The following is a 19,437-nucleotide window of genomic DNA, read 5'->3' as shown; positions in this document are numbered from 1 at the left end:
AAAAATACGACTTTAAGCTTGCAGTTAAACTCATATAGAAGATTTTGGCCTTGGTGATTTTGACCCTTGATTGTGCTTTAATAGTAATCGCCTAACTATTAACTCAAAATAATTTTATCTTGGGCCAAATTTAAGTTTTATAGCTGGATTCGCCAACGCTATATTTTTAACTAAAAGTTTTGAAAAATTGGCATTGTACTACTTCTCTAAAGCAACATTTAAGGCTTAAAACGCCACTACCAGAGTCATCAAAGTAGTTTGTAGAAATAGTTGGTTGCCCTAGAGATTCATTGAGTCATTATTTTCCTGGAGTTTTCTTGATAGAAGTTATACCTAAAAAGACTACTAATAGTTAACTTAATAATTAAGATGTTTTGGGTATAAATTTATGTATACGATATAGATTACCACTGAAAGAATTGACTTCAATATCTCAAAAAAGTACTTGATAAAATACCGAAAAAATATGTAATTAATTTTGCATAGGAACTTAGCTGATAGCTAAATGTTTATAGCTAATAAACTTATAAAATATAACTATACCCCATGACTATTGATTATGAAAATGCCTGGGAAGAATATGCAAAAAAATGGCAAGAATATTACCCAGAATTAACCTATATAGGTGATGAATGGATAGGCAAAGCAGCTGGAGCAGCAAACTCATTAGCAGATTACGAAAAATTAATAGAAAAAAAATTTATTGCTCCATATATAAAACAAAAAGATACAGTGTTAGAGATAGGAATTGGTGGGGGAAGAACCGCAGCATTGTTACTTAAATACTGCCAAAAATTAATATGTGCTGATATTTCTAAGTTTATGTTAAATGCTACTAAAAATAGACTGGGTGAAGATCAAATAAAATATGTAAAAGTTGACGGAATAACATTAAATGAAATTGAATCAGAAGTAGCAGATGTTTGCTTTTGCTATGACACAATGGTGCATTTAGAACCCAGAGATATTTTCAATTACTTAACTAAAATTCCTAGCAAATTAAAAGGAAAAAAGCTTTGTATCTTTCATCACACAAATACTCTTAGTAATTTAGGTTGGCAAAGATTTCTCAAAGATTGGGATGAGAATCTTATGGGTGAACGAAATGGTACAGCTCACTCAGTAATGACAGACAAAATAATGGAAAAGTTTCTTTCCCATCTTAACTACCAAATTATTCATAAAGATATTAACTCAGTTCCGAGAGATTGTGTTTGGATTTGTCAAGCACCTGAAAATAATTAACAGTTAAGGAAACAGGAAAAAAATCATCATTTTTTGAACTAGACCTTTTTGTTTTCCTGTATCTATTTACTACCCCTTACTCAGCTAATACCAGTTTAAAATGTGCCTTTAATAAGTCAGAATTTATCATGGTTTTTCGCGTAAACAATGCACATAACAATGAGTCGTTTAAATGCACAACAGTTTACCTACTCTCTAAACTTATAATTTAGGTTAGTTGTATATTGAAAGTCTCTCCTGATTTAGTATTATTTTCAATTATCAAACTTATGAAAGCTTTATTTCTACACCCGAATTTTCCGGCTCAATATCGTCATATTATTACCGCTTTAGGAGCTAACCCAAAAAACCAAGTCGTCTTTGGTACAAAAAACGAAAGGCCAGAATGGAAAATACCAGGAGTTCATAAAGCACTATTCAACCCCAGTCGGGAAGCCCGCCCAGAAACTCACCATTATGTGCGTCCTTTAGAAAGTGCAGTAATTTATGGACAAGCCGTGTTTAGAATGGCAGAACAACTTAAGGTCAAAGGGTTTGTCCCAGATGTAATTTGTGGTCATTCAGGATGGGGGCCTACTCTATTTGTTAAAGAAGCATTTCCTGGAGTTCCCTTACTTTGCTACTTTGAATGGTTCTATCATTCTCAGGGTTCTGATGCAGATTTTGACCCTGCAGAACCCTTAACAGTAGATGATATGGCCAGAATTCGGATCAAAAATGCCCCCATATTAATAGACTTGTACTCTTGTGATTGGGGACTATCTCCCACACACTGGCAGCGCTCCCAATTTCCTCAAGAACTCCAAAGCAAACTATCTGTACTGCATGATGGGGTGGATACCGACTATTTCAAACCAAATCCGGGGTCAAAACTGGTATTACCCAACTTAGACTTGTCTGGAGTAGATGAACTGGTGACTTATGTAGCAAGAGGAATGGAACCATATCGAGGTTTTCCAGAATTTATCGAAGCGATCGCCTATATCCAAGAAAGAAGGCCCAACTGTCATGTAGTAGTAGTTGGTTCTGAAAGAGTTTGCTATGGTAAATCATTACCAAATGGCAAAACTTACAAACAAGAGATGCTAGAAAAAATACCCTTGGACTTATCAAGAATTCACTTTGTTGGATCATTGCCCTATGGATTATACTTGAAAGTCATTCAAGCATCAGATGTTCACATTTACCTAACCAGACCTTTTGTGCTTTCATGGTCAATGATTGAGTCCCTATCAACTGGTTGCTTAATTGTCGGTTCAGACACAGCACCAGTTAGGGAAGTTATTCAAGATGGGAAAAATGGCCTATTAGCAGACTTCTTCTCTCCTAAGCATATAGCTGACCGTGTTGATGAAGTTTTAGATCACCCAACTCGTATGGCAGAAATACGAGAAAAAGCACGGCAAACTGTATTAGAACGTTATGCTTTATCCAATCTATTAATAAAACATTTAGAACTAATTAATCAAGTTGCTAATCGTAGCTTAACACCAACTAAAGGTAAGGAAACAAAAGGATCTCTTACCTTATCTAAATTCTAGGTACATTCAAAATTAGATATATCTGGGAACCATTAGTAAATTAATACCGTCCTCCGGTAATGTTTAGACTGTAAACTATAATCAATAAGTAAAGTACTAAAAAAGTACCAAAAGTTACCCAAACCAGTTATGTCTTTTATGGTTTAGGTTTTAAAACTTAAACCCTAATGCAATGCCTTGAAAATCTGAAAACTTTCTTGGTCTTACATAAGCATCCACAGGCAAATATCCATCTCCCATAGACTAAACTTTTGTGCTGTCTCATGAAATAGGCCGACCTCCCAGGTTAAATCACCGATCCTGGAAGGGAAACTAGAGGAGTGGGTCAAATTTTTCCTAATTTTGCCGAAATTGTTTGGGTATTCTAGAAGAGTTTTAATAGACTCTTTGATTATAAGTAGCAGGTAAAATCCCGCAATTCATACTAACCCCTTTCCTGACGGCGACAGCATTTTAAGCCTTGCCACATTGAAAGTACAGCTTTGGGGAACAGAAAATCTACCTAATAGAGTGGAACTTGAATGCGGATTAAGTTAAAAATATGCTGTCTTAGAATAAGTACTAACGTTGTACTTCCAAGTCAATAAGAGTAAATCTATAGACAAATAGTTAGGCCCAACTTTGGCTAATAATTTTTGTAGTTAAAAGGCTAGACTTATTCCAGATAAACAGGTTAAACTACAGCCGAATATAAAATAACTTCTGTTTTTAGTGGTATAACTAAACAGAATAATTGACCATAAATATTATAGATAAATGTAGAGGAGTGAAACGGTATGGTGACATTAAGTGACGCAGACAATAACTTTGATCAGGACCAATCAGACCAGATGAAACCTGATACCATTAATGCTATTGGTGGAGATGACATAATATTAAGTTCTACCCTGGGAGGTAGTCTAATTAGAGGTGGAAATGGAAACGATACTTTGCTGTCCAGAGGGCCTGCTGGAATTGGCAACTCTGGTGAAGGTGACACTCTTGAAGGGGGGAATGGAGATGATACCTTAGACTTCAGAGCAGCAGGAGGCACTGGATTTGGAGATGAGGGCAATGATACCTTAAAAGCTATTACCCAAACTACCCTGTATGGAGGTAATGGGGAGGACTCTCTCATAAGTTTGATTGAAGGAAACTATCTATCAGGCAATCGAGATAATGATAGATTCTTCATAACAGAGAGAGATACTGTTTATGGAGGTAAAGGTAATGATACTATTCTTAATAGGGATACCTCAACTCCATCAGAAAATTCTGGGTTTAATTTTATATCTGCAAACAATAACGAAGATTATGTCAAGGTGTCTGGTGATCGCGATACTATCTATGGTGGTAAGGAGGACGATACACTAATTTCTTCGGGTAGTCGAGTCTTTATAAGTGGAGATAAAGGTAATGACACAATCACTAACTCGGAAGAAAGGTCTACCCTACTTGGTGGTGAAGGTGATGATTCGATTATGGGCGGGCTTGATCCATCTCCTAGTGATGAGAATAATAATAGTAGAAATAGTCTAGAGGGTGGTGCGGGTAGCGATACTCTCATTGGTCGAGGTGCGAGGGACACTTTGATTGGTGGTGAAGGTAATGACTCTATTGTAAGCAAGTCTACTGATGAAGGTTCTGATGGTCAAAACAGATTGGATGGTGGTGCAGGTAGCGATACCTTAGTAGGGGGATATGTAACTGATACAATGATCGGGGGTGATGGTAATGACTCCCTTAGTGGTATATTCACAAAGGGAGATGGTGGTGGAGGTAATGACACCATAAATGCTACTGCTGCAGGTACTGATGCTGCTCAAATTACCCTTATTGGTGGTGCAGGTAATGACAGTTTACTAGGTAATACTAGTGCTGGTGTATCTAACTTCTTCGATGGTGGTACAGGCAATGACTTTATCCAGTTTGGATCAACTAACGATCAGTTAATTGGGAACAACAGAGGTAACGATACTATTGCTGCGGTTGGAACTAGTACATCAGGATTTAATATTCAAGATACCTTCGGCAATAATACTATTACTGGTGGTAAAGGAAATGACACACTAGTTACTGGAGGAGGTAATGACTCTATTACTGGTGGTAACTCAGTCAGTGAAGATTCCCCAGACGAAGGAGATGATCGTATTGTTGCTGGTGCAGGGAATGACACAATATTCGGACGTGGTGGCAAAGATACAATTATTGGTGGTGATGGTGATGACTATATTGTAGGAGGTCTTGACAGTACAGGCGATTCATTAATTGGTGGTGCAGGAAACGATAGTTTCGTTTATTTTGGTTTGGATGGTAAGGACCAAAGTCCAAATAGTGTTATTGTAGATTTCGATACTGCTGACGACAAAATACTGCTTCGAGATCAAGGATTTAATTTAGCCAACTCTGAGGCAGGTTCAACAATTGCTAATGCTGATTTGGTTCTTATTGACCCAGGCAATAACTATAGCAACGATGATGCTCGAAGTACTAATCCTACAATTATCTACGAGCCTGAGCCTCTAAACGGAAATGAAAGAATAGATTCTGGTTTATTAAAGTACGATCCTAGTGGTAGTGGTGGTCCAGATGATAACAGCGATGTTGTTACTATTGCTCGTCTCAACGGTAATCCAGGTCTTGAGAACAGCGATATTTTAATTATCTAATTCTGAGCAATTAGAAAAAATCCTCAAAAAAGTTGGGTCTAAAACCAACTCCTTCTAGGGTATTGTTGTTTTCTTTCCAGGGAAATAGCTGTTTGAGTGGCTAGACAAGGGGGATTAATAGTTGGCAATCCAAAGCTACTAATCATATCGTAATCTAATATGTCAGAGTAGTTAGGGATGCCTGCCCTCTTATTACTAATTACTATGAGTTTTCTAATTCCTGATAAGTGATCCAACCGCCTGAGTCTTGGCAACTAAGAATATCTCTGTCAACGCCTACTACTAAGGCTACATAACTCATAAAAAAGTTTATAAGATTTTCTTATATACATTAGACTTCTCGAAAAATACCGATCTGAAAAGACGAGTATAAGGGTTTGGGAACCTTTGGAGGGGAAGTCTATTGGGAGATACCTCCAATGTGGACAAAATTCTACTTTCTACTGTAAATGGTTAGCTTTTGTTAGAATTTATAGTTTCGGAAAAGAGAGACAGGGTAGACAATAGGAAAAGGTAGAATGACCATCCTAATTGCTACCCTTTTACTCCTTATTAGTTCACAAAAATTTGCTAGGTTGGATGAGTCTTCTTTTCTCCCTCAAAGTTCATAGTTAAATATTTAATATTAATTAGTTTTAGTTTCTGTTTTAACTTCTTTGTTGACTTTATTTTTAGCTTCAGTCTTAGTTTTTTCTTTACCCTGAATAAGTTTATCCCAGAGTGATATTTGATTACCAATTAAACTAAGAAACGTAGTACCAAAATGCTGAATTTCCAAGAAACTAGCATCAGCAATAGCAGGTTTATAAATTCTAAAACTCCTCATAATTCCTAGAGTCGCAGCACTTTCTAAAGGACCAATAAAACTAGTATCTCTATCCCCAAAATATGGTTTACTAACCCATTCTGCCATTTGTTCAGAATTCAAAAAATAACAACCAGAATGAGGGTTAAGAGTTCTGTGAAAAGCAATCACTTTCTCCATTATTTTCCCCTTAAGTTGAGGTTGATCTCGAATATTTTGAAACTTAGCTGTTGTTTCAGGTTTTAAATTACCATCTATATAAGCTTTTGGCACAGGCCCCAAAGGTGACACTTCATAACGATTAGGTTGTAGTAAATTACTATTTCCAGTATGGTGATTAAACCATTTTAACTTCACAAAGAACCAAGGGTCATGTAGAATTAAATCGTCTTCTAAATAACAATAATAATCATACTTTCCCAGACATGATTTCAGTACTGCCTGACATTCAAATCCTAATAACATAGGTTCTACATTAGTATTGTGGTGCATTAAGAAATTTGACGCCAAAGGAATCTGAGATAATAAGTGAAAACCTTTAGTTGTACAAACAATAATATCCACATTATTTCCATGGCTTTGATTAGCAGGAATAGCTTGGTGTCTGCTAATATCAATCATATACTGAGATTGACCATATAAGGCTTTTAATGCAGTTAAACAGGTAGTAATAGCTATTCTGCGCGTTTGTGGGTCTTTTCGTAAAGAACCATGTTGCCCGCTACCTTCTGGGTTGAAAAAATGAGGAATTGTAAATAATATTCGCATTTTTGCTTTTTATTGAATCAATTAGTAAATCAGAAATAGGGAACAACAAAATCCACAATTTTTATATTGTTTTTATACATTTTTATGCAAGAAAAACACACATTTTTCCCAACACTATAAGACTACAAAAAAGTGTTAGGAAATTTATCAAATTACAATGCTTGATCACGAATAGTTTTGACTTGAGCTGATAGTTGTTTGGGGAGCATTCCAGCACGGAAATGCTGAAAGTTATATGAGGAGAAATTGAATTAAACATCTCACTGTTTTATATAATTTATCAAAAACTTCTCTCCCCGTGTCTTTAGCATGGGTCGGGACATTGGATGTAATAGACCTAGCTATAGGTGAGAAAAGCCTCTAATTAAGTAAGTCTATTCTCCTAAAATATCTATTTAATGAAAAGCACATAACTTCTCTGTTTTGTCAAGTTTTATGTTAATAAAGATGTTTATAAAGCATAGCTTGAAAGGTGGGCAGAGATGGATGTATAACTATAACTCATTGATTAAAGGGTAGTGATGCACAAGTAATGATTTTTGCAGTTAAACTATTGACAATGAAAGGGGTCTACTTATAAATAAATATCACCACATTCATGGGACTACTGATTAAAAAAACTACTAATTGTGGTAAAGTAAACTTTTTTTCCTATAACATTATTCTTAATTGAACTATTAAATTACAACTTTCTTAAATAAGTATGATTTGTTAGCATTTAACCATCAGCTATCAAATATTAGCTATGAGTTATTAAACTATTCTTACACCAAGGGTTAAAAATAAATGCTATTTAATGCTATTTTTAATTTGAAACTTAAACGATTAAGTAATTAACACAGGTAGAATAATTTTTTTCATCATTAGCATCCACTGAGGGTGTGAATTGTTTATCTTTTTTACGAACGTCGCATACAATATTAGTAGCGACTCCTAAAATGTAAATATATATTGAATTTACGACTCCTGGGTTGTTATGTTAGGTAGTTATGTTGATTTTTTTAGGGTCATAGGAGTAGGGGTTAGGGAATATGGGAATTACGAATGGTAAACTTGTAAAAAATATTTACCCTGTTAGTTGTTGCACATTACTTACCGAATATGCTGTAAGGCTTAAGTCCTCTTTTTTTTCAATAAGGGGTAATTGTTGAAATATAAACTTGTTTTCCTCAAGATTTATTTTTTATTCCAATTTCCGTTTTCCTTCTTGAGGCCTGATATTATAATTTCTAGGCAAAACAGTAATATCTGATCCTAAAGTTTTACAATTACAGTCTAAAAAACATTGCTCAGTAAATAAGCCTCAATTTTAGTGTTTTGTCATTGTATAAAATTATTCTTAATACTAGAGTTTTGGTTAGTATAAATACTGATGGTGTGTGTTCAAAAAAACGTGAGGAGTTAAAAGAAAGATAAATAGAAACTTTACTAAAATAACAAGAATTGCTGGAATTAATTATTCATACTTATAAATAATATATTAAGTTAAGCCTAGCATTATAAACAAACAAAAATTATGTTGTTATAATCAGGAAAAGTTTGACAAAAGATTGCCTCTAAAGACTAAAATTTTAGATGATTATGGTTATTTAAAGCAAATAGGAGAACTCTTAGAAGGTATACTAAAAAAAATATATTAGGTCTGCTTACAGCTTACATATAGGCAAGTTATGATGAATCACAGAGATTATTAAGTTTAATGGGCGAATCTACATCTAGTATACCCTAATGGACTAAGGCAATTAAAAAATGTAGGCTTTGATAAAATGAACTCAAACTCAACATGTGTCTTATTTTGCTTGGTTTTCGTTCCTCAACTTTAGATAAGCTAATTACATAATTTTAGATGTGTCGGTTGACTACACCAGGATTTAATATTTTAAGCTTGACAAAATTAATTATACATTTTCTTAAGCTCATTTTTTTAAAATTTACAGATATATGACAGAAAACATGGCAATGGCTGGAATTAGTGTTTAAGTGTTGATTTACAAATATCCTCTTAAAAAAGATTATTAATCATCATAAATAAATAAAGAAACAAAAAAAGTCGGCCATGTCCTACAATTTAGTTTTTATGCTTGAGTAGTAAGAGAATGTTATGATCCAGAAAGAGTAGATTCTGATTACCATTATTTATAACCAGTAGAGCTAAAAGCTATTATTTACAAGAGTTAGAATAGACTCTAGAGAATAATTAAAAACTGTAATATGTGAGCTCATAGGTGTAAATTATCTATTTTCTAATAAATAAACATAAAGCAATAAAAAAAAATGAATCAGTAAACTATTTGGCACTACCTTTTACAGAGAACTAGATTAAAAAGAATAGTGCAAGTTAGTTGGAGAGATAAAAAATGACAGGATTATTTCAAATAGGTGATAAATTATTGCAAGCCCAAGATATCCCATCGCTATTACAACGTTATCAGTTAATGCCTCATTTTTTACGAGGGGTAATAATTGACGAAGCGATCGCTAGCTTGACTTGCACAGAAAAGGAAAAAACAACAGCCTTAGAAAAATTTGAGACTCAATACCAATTAAATAACCCCGAAGCTAAACAAGCATGGCTAAAAAGCCAAAACATGACCCAAGAACAACTAGAAGAAATGGCAATTAGGCCAGTATTGCTAGAAAAATTTAAACAACAAACTTGGAAAAATCAAGTAGAAAGATATTTTCTCACCCGCAAGAGTAGCTTAGACCAAGTAGTATATTCTCTAATTCGAACAAAAAATCCTGGTTTAGCCCATGAACTATACTTTCGGATAGTAGAAGAAGAGCAAACTTTTGCCGAAGTTGCTCGTGAATATTCAGAAGGCCCAGAAGGGCGAACAGGAGGGTTGTTAGGCCCTGTCCCCCTAATTCAACCACATCCTTCTATAAGCAAAATTTTATCAGTAAGTCAACCAGGGCAAATCTGGGCTCCACGTCCATTAACAGAATGGACAGTAATTATTAGGTTAGAAAAATTTATCCCAGCACAGCTTGATGATTCAATGCGTCGGCGTCTAATGGACGAATTATTAGAAAATTGGATACGAGAACAAATAGGAAAAATTGGGCTTTTGAAGCCATTAGGTTCAGATGTATCAGATGTAAAAGTTTAGGGTTGAGATCCTCTTCGGGTATTAGATGGTGAAATTTATCCTGAGCTATAGATATTCGGTGGGTTGACGTTTTGCTGACCCAAAGCTTACCCTGAATTCGGATGCTGCATCTACCCCAACCCACTCACACCCCCTCCAGGAAAGGGAAGTAAGGGAAAGTTGCGGGTTCCTCCGCGTCCGTTTATAATTTTAGTTTTATTTTCCTTATCGCTATGCAGATCAAACGCGACATGAAATGGGTTTCATACCCGTGGCCGGAAATATACCTCTCCAAAATTCAGATTTTGGACGGCAGGGGTAAAGGGTAAGAAAACAAATTCCTAGATATGCCTAAAGCAAAGCTCCTCTGCAAGAGGCGTCTCCTCCGAAGGAGGCGTGCCCCCTTGCAAATAATTAAAGAACATAGCATATTCTATGGCACAGAAATCTTAGCAAAAGTCCCTCAAAAAGTTTAGCAGACCCAATTTTCTAGTGAATCATATAAATACCCAAATATATAAAAATTAGGGAAAATCAATAGTTATCTCCCAACTATAGTGAAATAACATAAACTAAATGGCTACTCCTTCTTCGACAATATCAAGAGTACAAGTACAAGAATTTCTGGCAAATAAGCCACCATTTAACAAACTTTCAGAAAATGCTCTGAGAACTCAATTAGTGGAAAAGTGTCAACTTCTAGGTTACCGTGCTGGCCAACCACTATTTGAAAGGGAAAAAATGCCAAACCAGATAGCAATTATTTATCAGGGTCAGGCACGAGTATTAGGTTATGAGGAGCGATCGCAACGTCACATCAGTTTGCAATTAGCAGGACCAGGAGAAATTCTAGGTTGGGCCGGGTTGCTACGAGGGATGCCTTGTGAAACAGCACTCGCTTCCACAGACTTAATCGCTATTACTTTACCAGCAGCAGATTTTTTGGCAATACTAGAAGTAGAACCAGAATTTGGAGCAGTCTTTCTCGAAAGTCCAGCAATAAGTGAAGTATTTGAACTACTAAGCCAAGAATTTGATAGAAGAGCTGAAGTAAATAATAACCTCAAACAACTAGCTCAAAATGTTGTCCAAAATACTGTAGTAGTAAATCTACCGAAAGGAGACCACAAAACCATAGAAATAGCTTCGATCCTCGACAAAAAAAAAATATGGCTAGTTAGTAGTGGGGTAGTAGGAGATTTTCCTTCAGGTTCTCAAGTAGTTTTGGATAGAGCTGGAACAGGTAGGTCTATTAAAATAGAAGGGCCAAGAGGTGCAAGAATTATCGGATTACCTGAACAACAAGATGAGGAACAAACAATAGAAAATTGGGCGGAAACTAGTCAACTGGTACCCTTGGATTTATCTAAGGTTCCCCTAGCACCAGCACGTCCATCAGAACCTACTGTGGCTCAAGATACTTCATCAAAAAAGTACCCAATTTTTCGAGCTAAAGGACAAATAGCAGCTCCTTTAGCTTGCTTTCAGATGCTAGCCAAACATTTTGGCCTCAGGTTTCGCCGGGACGTAATTCGTCGAGTATTGGATAATCAGATCCGCACAGCAGGTAGAGTGTCTATGCAGGCTTGTGGGGCGATCGCTCAGATGATGGGATTAACGGGTCAACTAGCACAAGTGTCGGCATCAGCAGTGCCTCGACTCAGAGCACCAGCTCTAGTTGAATGGCAAAATAGTTTTGGTATACTTTATAGTATTACAGAAAAAGAAATTGTCGTTGGGAGTCCAGAATCAGGATTAAGTCGTCTCAAACCAGGTGAGTTCCAGGAAATTTGGGGAGAGTCAGGACAAATTCTACTACTAGAAGCACCAAAAACTGAGCAGAAGGAACAGTTTAGTTTTTGGTGGTTTGTTCCTTCTTTGATGGAACATCGCACAGTATTTATTGAGGTTTTGATTTCCTCATTTTTTGTACAGGTATTTGGCTTGGTCAACCCTCTAATGACGATGATTATCATCGATAAAGTGATGGGGCAACGTAATATTGAGGCTTTGGATGTTCTGGGAATCTTGATGTTATTAGTGGCTCTATTTGAGGCTTTGTTGGGAGGTCTACGGACTTTCTTATTTGTAGATACTACTAACCGTATAGATGTCAAACTTAGCTCAGAGGTAATTGACCATTTACTTCGTCTACCACTCACTTATTTTGATAATCGCCGGGTAGGTGATTTGGTAGGTAGAATTGGAGAATTAGCTAATATTCGGAATTTTCTGACAGGCACAGCCTTAACAGTGGTTTTAGATGCGGTCTTCTCAGTAATTTATGTTGCTGTAATGTTGACTCTCAACCCATTAATGACGGCGGTTGCTTTGGCTGGAGTACCTTTCTTTGCTGGTATTATTTTAATTAACTCTCCTATTGTCAGAAGGTTACTACGGAAAAAGGCAGAACGTTATGCAGATTCTCAGTCATACTTGGTAGAAGTACTAAATGGTGTGCAAACTGTTAAGGCGCAAAATTTAGAATTGAAGTCTCGTTGGGAATGGTCATCCCGTTATACTAGATTTATGACTGCTAGTTTTAATACTGTTCTTACTCAAACTACTTCTAGTTCTATTAGTACATTTTTAAATAAACTTTCAGGATTAGCGCTTTTATGGGTTGGCGCTTATTTAGTTATTGATGGTCAGTTATCTGTAGGGGGATTAATTGCTTTCCGAATTATTGCTGGTAATGTGACAGGTTCATTGCTCCGTTTTGTTAGTGTTTGGCAAAGTTTCCAAGAAGTAGGAATGTCAATTGAACGATTAAGAGATGTTTTAGATACTGAAGCGGAAGTAGATGAGGAAGACCGGAATAATATTGATATGCCACCAATTAATGGCAGTGTCAAATTTGAGGAACTTTGCTTCAGGTTTACTCAAAGCGGACCTTTACAATTAGCAAATATAAATCTGGAATTTCCTGCTGGTCATTTTGTGGGTATTGTGGGGTTGAGTGGTTCCGGAAAAAGTACACTAATGAAGTTATTGCAACGCTTATATCCTCCACTTTCTGGTCGAATTTTCATTGATGGATATGATATTCAAAAGGTAGAACTATACTCTTTACGCCGTCAAATTGGGGTGGTTTTACAAGATACTCTTCTGTTTAATGGTACTGTTCAAGATAATATTGCTTTGACAAATCCAGATGCAACGACTGATGAAATTATTCGAGCCGCTAAGATAGCAGTTGCTCATGATTTTATTATGAATTTGCCTAGTGGTTATAACACAATGGTGGGAGAAAGAGGAGCTTCTTTGTCAGGGGGTCAAAGACAAAGAATTGCAATTGCTCGGACAGTTCTACAAAATCCCAAATTGTTGATATTAGATGAAGCAACTAGCGCTTTAGATTACAGTTCTGAACGTCAGGTTGGAGAGAATTTAGCTGAGGCTTTTACCAATACAACAGTGTTTTTTATTACTCACCGTTTAACAACAGTAAAAAATGCTAATACTATCATAATGATGGATAAAGGTTCGGTGGTAGAGCAGGGAACCCATGATGAATTAATGGGAGTAAAAGGGCGTTATTTCTGCCTTTATCAACAACAAGAATCTCAACAATAATTTGGAGGAGGAAGAAGGAGTAAGGAGAAAGAAAATTTCAGCACAATTCCTAAATTATTAAAAATTAGGAGGGGTAAAAGAAGCTACTGAAGTTGTCATGCAATATTAATTGCATATTTATTTATACAAGCTGAATTCTTTGCCTTTTAAAAAGCACAAATAATTTAAATAGATAAATAGTTTTGCTGGAGCACTAATAGTTAATGACGACTAACCTCCGACTTTTTTCTAAAAGACTTTTCCTTGCCTGACTATTCCTAAATACCTCCTGCTTACTCCTTTTTCCTAATATATTAAAAGAGAAAAAAAATGCAAGATAAATCAATATCATTAAAAGAACAACCAATAATTTTAGAGAAACCAGCTATATTATCTCGGCTATTTCTCTGGATGATTATGATTATGACTAGTTCAGCTATTATCTGGGCTTACTTTGCCGAGATAGACCAAGCTGTACCGGCAACAGGTAAATTAGAACTTAAAGATGGTTCTATAGATGTCCAAGCTCCTACCAGTGGAAATGTAGTTAGACTTCATGTAGAAAATGGTGATCGGGTAGAAAAAAATCAACCATTATTAACTTTTAGCCCTACTGCTCCCAGTGCAGATTTAGGTTCGGCAATTAAGTTAAAAGAAACTCTCAAAAGAGAAAATAAATTTTATGAGGAAGTATTAAATGGTAAAGTTCCTAGAGATTTACCTTCAGATTTGCGAAAACTTGCTCAAGAAAGACAAACTAGACTATCAGAAAACCAAGCCTATGGCGCTTTAATTGATGAACTTTATTTAAACAGAGGTCGTTTTGTGAATATTGACAGAAGTTTACAAGGATTATATATCAATTACAAGGCTGAATATAATTCTCGTGTAGGTGCTGTAGAATTACAAGTTCGAGAACTACAAAAACAACTTCAACAAGCAGAAAAACAGGAAGAAGCAGCAACAGAACAATTAAGGGTTGCTCAAGATCAATTGCAATATTCTAGACAACAATTAGAATTTGCTAAACAACAATTAAATAATAGTAAGCAAAAGCTAACTTATGCTTATGAACAATTAAATAATACAGAAAAACAACTGAAATTTGCCAGAGAACAACTGAACAATACTCAGGCACAATTAAAGTATTCTCAAGAACAATTAAAGCTAGCAAAGGGGCAATTAGATAAATCAGGACAAGTATTAGATTCTAACCAAGGAATTCTAGAGCAAATATCTCCTTTGGTAGAAGAAGGAGCTATGGCTGAACTGCAAAAAAAACGTCAAGAACAAGAAGTATTTCGTGGGGAAAGTGAGCTCTTAAGACAACAAGACCAAATACAGTCAAGGGCAGGAGAAATAAATATTAGATTGGGAGAAATTAATTCTCGGTTAGCTGATATTAATGCTAGAGAAGGAGAAGTAAATTCTCGTAGGGCGGACCTTAATAATTTAGAGGGAGAAGTTAATACTCGCGAGGGTGAAATTAATTCTAGAAAAGCTGATATTAATGCCCGAGAAGGAGAGGTTAAGGCGCGTCAAGCAGAAGTGCAACGTATTAGGTTAGAACAACAACGTTTAAATGTATCTATTAATAGAACTAGAGAACAATTAAAAAATACAAGAGATGCTTGGGCAAGGGAACTTTATGCCAGAATTGCTGAAAATGAAGGTAGAGAAATTTCCAGAATAGATTCTCAATTTACTCGCTTACAATTAGAAAATAACAAGCGACTGACTGAAGTTAATGCTCAAATAGAAAAGTTAGAAGAAGCTCGTGATAATCAAGTTTTAAAGTCACCAGTTTCTGGGGTGATTTTTGATTTACAACCTACAACTAAAGAAGAATCTTCTTTAGATATTAAGACAGACCCTATCTGTCAATATGTTATTAATGATGTTTTGAAGCCAGGAGATATTCAACCAGAAAGATGTGAGGATGCTTCTTATGAGGCACAACAAACTCAACCTTTACTGACAGTATTGGATGATGATGAAGGTTTGAAAGCAGTAGTTTATATTCAGAATAAAGATGTTGCTCTGGTGTTAAAAGCTTTAAATGATAAACGCAAAAAATTAGAACCTTATCACGACGAAGAGTTAGCTGGTGGAGAGGTTATTGCATGTGAAGCAGGTAAAAAATGTGCTTGTCCGGAGTTAAAAGAAAATAGGGAAAAACTAGGTTTAAGTGATGTAGACTGTGTACCTGTAGAAGTACAAGTTGAAGCTTTACCTGCTAATGAATTTGGAACTGTGACTGGGGAGGTTATTTCTATTAGTGATGATGCTATGCCACCAGACCAAGAAGCAGGAAGACCTTATTTTTCTTTTAAAACTACAATTGATTTAGAACGCCAAACATTTGTTCTGGATAATGAGAATGATCTGGAAATTGGCTTACAGAATGGTATGGCAATTAACTCTAATATTAATGTTGGTAAGCGGACTGTTTTAGAGTTGTTCTTTAATAGGTTTACTGGCAAGTTTAAGAGTTTGACTAATGTTAATTAACTATCAGCTTTTAGCAGTCAGCTATAGCAGGAAATAGGCAATAGTGGCAAATATTTCAAAAGTTTAAGATTAACTACTAGTCTATATTGTAAAGTTCTTTGATTATTGCTATATTGGCTCAGAAAATATACTTAACCCGATGAGAAAAATCCTGGACTTGCTGCAAGTATAATGTTTAAGTCCAGGTTTGAGTTCTTTTTTTTATATGGGTAATTTAGCAAAATAAAACATTAAAAATAACATCAAATACAGATAAAGTAAAGGTTTTACTTTTAATCAACTTGTTCCTTGATATATCTAGCATTTGAGCCATTGTAGACTGATTTAGGTGACTGAATATAATTTAGATTAACTACTAATTTACCTTAAATCATTGAGCACTGCATTCATTCTGCTTGAGCGCTTTTGAATAACTGCCAAACAACTACTAAGGTTACCTAATGACCAATTACATGTTCTTACCTTACCTTTCCTAAAATACGGAATGGGATACAAAGGTTATGCTGTCTAAACATAACTTTTTAATTTTCCTTAGAGACTAATTCCTCCTTCCAATATAATGAGTTCATAACTCATAGCTTATCGCTGAATACTGACAATTTAGGAAGGAGTAAGTGATAAATATAGAGTAGATATATATGTACAAAGATGACAGATAGAATTACTTTGGAAGTTTTTAAAGATGCACTTAAAGCTAGATAGAATAATGACTAAAAATTAGAATTGTATTGGCATTCAAATCTATAGTTTTTAATCCCCTATTTTATTTTACAACTGATAGACATACCAATGATGATTAATTAAAGTGAAATTAACATCTTTATCTGCCCATACCTTAGCAAAAATAATTCGTGAACGCCTGGTTTCTTGTGAAGAAGTAGTGACAGCTTATCTTCAACGTATTTCTTACTATAACCCTCAATTAAATGCTATTATTACTCTCGATCCAGAACAAGTTGATCAACAGGTTAAAAAAGCAGATCGTGCCTTAGCAAAAGGAAAATGTTTTGGACCTTTACACGGAGTTCCTATTACTATTAAAGACAGTTTAGAAACGAAAGGGCTGAGAACAACTTGTAGTTATGAACCTTTAGCTAACTATATTCCCCGAAAAGATGCAACGGTTGTAGCAAAATTAAAAGCAGCCGGCGCTATTATTTTAGGTAAGACTAATACCCCAAAATTAACCGGAGATTTTCAAACCAATAGTCCTTTATTTGGTCGCACAAATAACCCTTGGAATTTAGACTATACACCAGGGGGAAGTACAGGAGGAGGTGGGTCTGCGATCGCTGCTCAATTATCGGTTTTTGACATAGGAAGTGATTTGGGAGGGTCGCTTCGAATTCCGGCTCATTTTTGTGGTATTTATACCATTAAAGCAACAGAAAAGAGGGTTTCAACCTATGGTCATATTCCTGAATTACCGGGTAATCCTTTAACAATTAATCATTGTCAAAATGTCGGATATTTGGGACGATCAGTTGAAGATTTAATGTTATGTTTTTCGGTCATAAAAGAAAGTAATCATCAAGGATTAAATGAAAAAATTAACTCATTTTCTAGTTTAAATTCTTATGGCTTTGTATGGTCTTATGGTTTCGGTAATATTCCTTGTTGTTCTGAAACTAAAAAAGCTATTAAAACAGTTATTGATGTTTTATCTGAGTTAGATTATCAGCTAGAATATAGAAATCTTTCTCAAATCAATATGGATGAAGTTTGGGAGATTTATAGAAATATTTTAAGCTATGAATTTAATCCTTCAACGCCAAAAGATGAGCAGAAAAACTATATGATTGCTCTTGAAAAACGTCAAATGATTATGAATCAATTAGCCCTATTTTTTCAGAAGGTTGATATTTGGTTAATTCCAGTTGTTCCTTTTCCTGCTTTTCCTCGTTTTCCTTTTGGTAATGATATAGATATAGAGGGAAAAAGTTATCCATATTTTCAAGCGATCGGTGCTTATACAACCTTATTTAATTTAACTGGTTATCCTGTGGTTGTTATCCCATTAACTTTATCCTCTAAGGGGCTCCCTATTGGTGTTCAATTAGTAGGAAACTATGGAAATGATCAAAAGCTTTTAACAATTGCTAACCAGATCAGTAGCATTATTAATCCTTTACCTTGTCCTTTATAAAATTGAAAATAAATTATAGATATAGCTTTTATATTTATTTAAGTGATAAATACTATTATTTATATAAATATATAACTGATGAGATTAAATAAATCCCAAAATATATTAATACTGGGGTGCTAATCTCGTTATTTTTGATATGATATTATCTGGCTTAATATCTTATTTACTATCGATATTTGATGGCAATAGTTAAGATTATGTGATAATTATATTATCAAACTTATCCCATTAAAAATATTTATTACTTCTGTTTTAATAAAATTAGATAAGGTATCTCTGGGTATAAATTCAGTTACCAGATAAAAGAAATTATCTGACTTCAAAGTTGTGAATTTCAATCAATTAACCTTGGTATTCCTAGCCAATAAATATATAGTTAGAGTAGCTACTCTTCTATGCATTCTTGAAAGTTTTTCATAGTTATTTTGTTTGTTAAGTTTTTTGAGAACCTATTGATGAGCTGGAAACGAATTATTTTTAGGTTCAACTAGATTATTTTGACATTGACCACCGCCACCAATATTATTAATAATTTTCCAATTTTTATCCCAGGGCTTACTACTATTTTAGTTATAGTATATGTTGATATCTTTAATTATTCAAATTAACTACATTATAAGACAAAATCATATTAGTTGTAATGTTTTTGATGACAACTCAGACAAAATAAAACTTATAACTTGTATATTATGGCTTGAAAAATTAAATTTTAAATTAGGTTGAATAGAGAGGTAACTTGATAAGTAAAATTCATCATTCAGCTATGAGTTAAGAATATAGAAAATCCCATACTTTTGAGGTACAAAATTTATTTGTTTTAGTAGGGGAACCCCATGCAAAGTTCCTTAAAGAGTAGTATGCAAGAAAAACAGGGTATAAAAAAGAAGAAAAAACTGTACAAACTGTTCCTTGATAAATACTATATACAGCGCATTAAGTGATTTATAAATACAGTAGTACTAGCTTTTTAAATAGTTTTTGAAGTCTGGAATATAATTTTAATTCTTATTCAGCCAATATACTATAATTACCATACTACACTTTACTAGGAATAGGTTGTAAAATTGCTGTTCAAGCATATCTAGATAGATTAGCTTAGAGTCCAGAGCAAAAAGTTATTATG

Annotated in this window: 8 protein-coding genes and 1 pseudogene; 8 read left to right on the top strand and 1 reads right to left on the bottom strand. The window is 34.7% G+C overall.

The window, feature by feature from the left end:
- Positions 1-546: 546 nt before the first annotated feature.
- The 3 genes from TERY_RS06300 (at position 547) to TERY_RS06290 (ending at position 5,434) form a co-directional block, all read left to right on the top strand.
- A complete protein-coding gene (locus tag TERY_RS06300; RefSeq protein WP_011611049.1) occupies positions 547-1,245 on the top strand; it encodes a methyltransferase domain-containing protein in 699 nt (232 codons plus the stop codon).
- Between the two features lie 269 nt (positions 1,246-1,514).
- The gene (locus TERY_RS06295) at positions 1,515-2,786 is read left to right on the top strand and encodes a glycosyltransferase (protein WP_011611048.1); all 1,272 of its coding nucleotides are present in this window, start codon (positions 1,515-1,517) and stop codon (positions 2,784-2,786) included.
- Positions 2,787-3,562: 776 nt separating this feature from the next.
- Entirely contained in the window at positions 3,563-5,434 is a 1,872-nt protein-coding gene (locus TERY_RS06290; RefSeq protein ID WP_011611047.1) for a calcium-binding protein, read from the top strand.
- A gap of 625 nt (positions 5,435-6,059) precedes the next feature.
- On the opposite strand, the gene TERY_RS06280 is transcribed toward TERY_RS06290, so the two are convergent.
- Positions 6,060-7,007 carry a hypothetical protein gene (locus tag TERY_RS06280; RefSeq protein ID WP_011611046.1) on the bottom strand — a complete coding sequence of 316 codons (948 nt, stop codon included), beginning with the start codon at positions 7,005-7,007 and terminating at the stop codon, positions 6,060-6,062.
- A 2,357-nt stretch (positions 7,008-9,364) separates the two neighbouring features.
- On the opposite strand from TERY_RS06280, the gene TERY_RS06275 reads away from it, so the two are divergent.
- The 5 genes and pseudogenes from TERY_RS06275 to TERY_RS06260 all read left to right on the top strand — a co-directional run bounded on the left by TERY_RS06275 (position 9,365) and on the right by TERY_RS06260 (position 18,311).
- Positions 9,365-10,120, top strand: a complete 756-nt coding sequence (locus TERY_RS06275; protein ID WP_011611045.1) for a peptidylprolyl isomerase — start codon at positions 9,365-9,367, stop codon at positions 10,118-10,120.
- A gap of 555 nt (positions 10,121-10,675) precedes the next feature.
- Positions 10,676-13,675, top strand: coding sequence for an ABC transporter transmembrane domain-containing protein (locus TERY_RS06270; RefSeq protein ID WP_011611044.1), 3,000 nt, complete (start codon positions 10,676-10,678; stop codon positions 13,673-13,675).
- 309 nt (positions 13,676-13,984) lie between these two features.
- Positions 13,985-16,165, top strand: a complete 2,181-nt coding sequence (locus TERY_RS06265) for a biotin/lipoyl-binding protein (RefSeq protein WP_011611043.1) — start codon at positions 13,985-13,987, stop codon at positions 16,163-16,165.
- A 655-nt stretch (positions 16,166-16,820) separates the two neighbouring features.
- Positions 16,821-16,954: pseudogene (locus tag TERY_RS36375) on the top strand (IS4 family transposase); the annotation flags it as partial.
- Positions 16,955-16,970: 16 nt separating this feature from the next.
- Positions 16,971-18,311, top strand: coding sequence for an amidase family protein (locus tag TERY_RS06260; protein ID WP_011611042.1), 1,341 nt, complete (start codon positions 16,971-16,973; stop codon positions 18,309-18,311).
- Positions 18,312-19,437 lie beyond the last annotated feature (1,126 nt).

This window comes from Trichodesmium erythraeum IMS101 (assembly GCF_000014265.1).
Classification (GTDB): domain Bacteria; phylum Cyanobacteriota; class Cyanobacteriia; order Cyanobacteriales; family Microcoleaceae; genus Trichodesmium; species Trichodesmium erythraeum.
The sequence above is the reverse complement of the archived record's forward strand: the minus strand, read 5'-3'. Positions and strand labels throughout refer to the sequence as shown.

Bases quoted from the DNA above. Each gene is read 5' to 3' on its own strand.
- TERY_RS06280 (WP_011611046.1), bottom strand. From the start codon at position 7,007: ATGCGAATATTATTTACAATTCCTCATTTTTTCAACCCAGAAGGTAGC.
- TERY_RS06270 (WP_011611044.1), top strand. From the start codon at position 10,676: ATGGCTACTCCTTCTTCGACAATATCAAGAGTACAAGTACAAGAATTT.
- TERY_RS06265 (WP_011611043.1), top strand. From the start codon at position 13,985: ATGCAAGATAAATCAATATCATTAAAAGAACAACCAATAATTTTAGAG.
- TERY_RS06290 (WP_011611047.1), top strand. From the start codon at position 3,563: ATGGTGACATTAAGTGACGCAGACAATAACTTTGATCAGGACCAATCA.
- TERY_RS06300 (WP_011611049.1), top strand. From the start codon at position 547: ATGACTATTGATTATGAAAATGCCTGGGAAGAATATGCAAAAAAATGG.
- TERY_RS06295 (WP_011611048.1), top strand. From the start codon at position 1,515: ATGAAAGCTTTATTTCTACACCCGAATTTTCCGGCTCAATATCGTCAT.
- TERY_RS06275 (WP_011611045.1), top strand. From the start codon at position 9,365: ATGACAGGATTATTTCAAATAGGTGATAAATTATTGCAAGCCCAAGAT.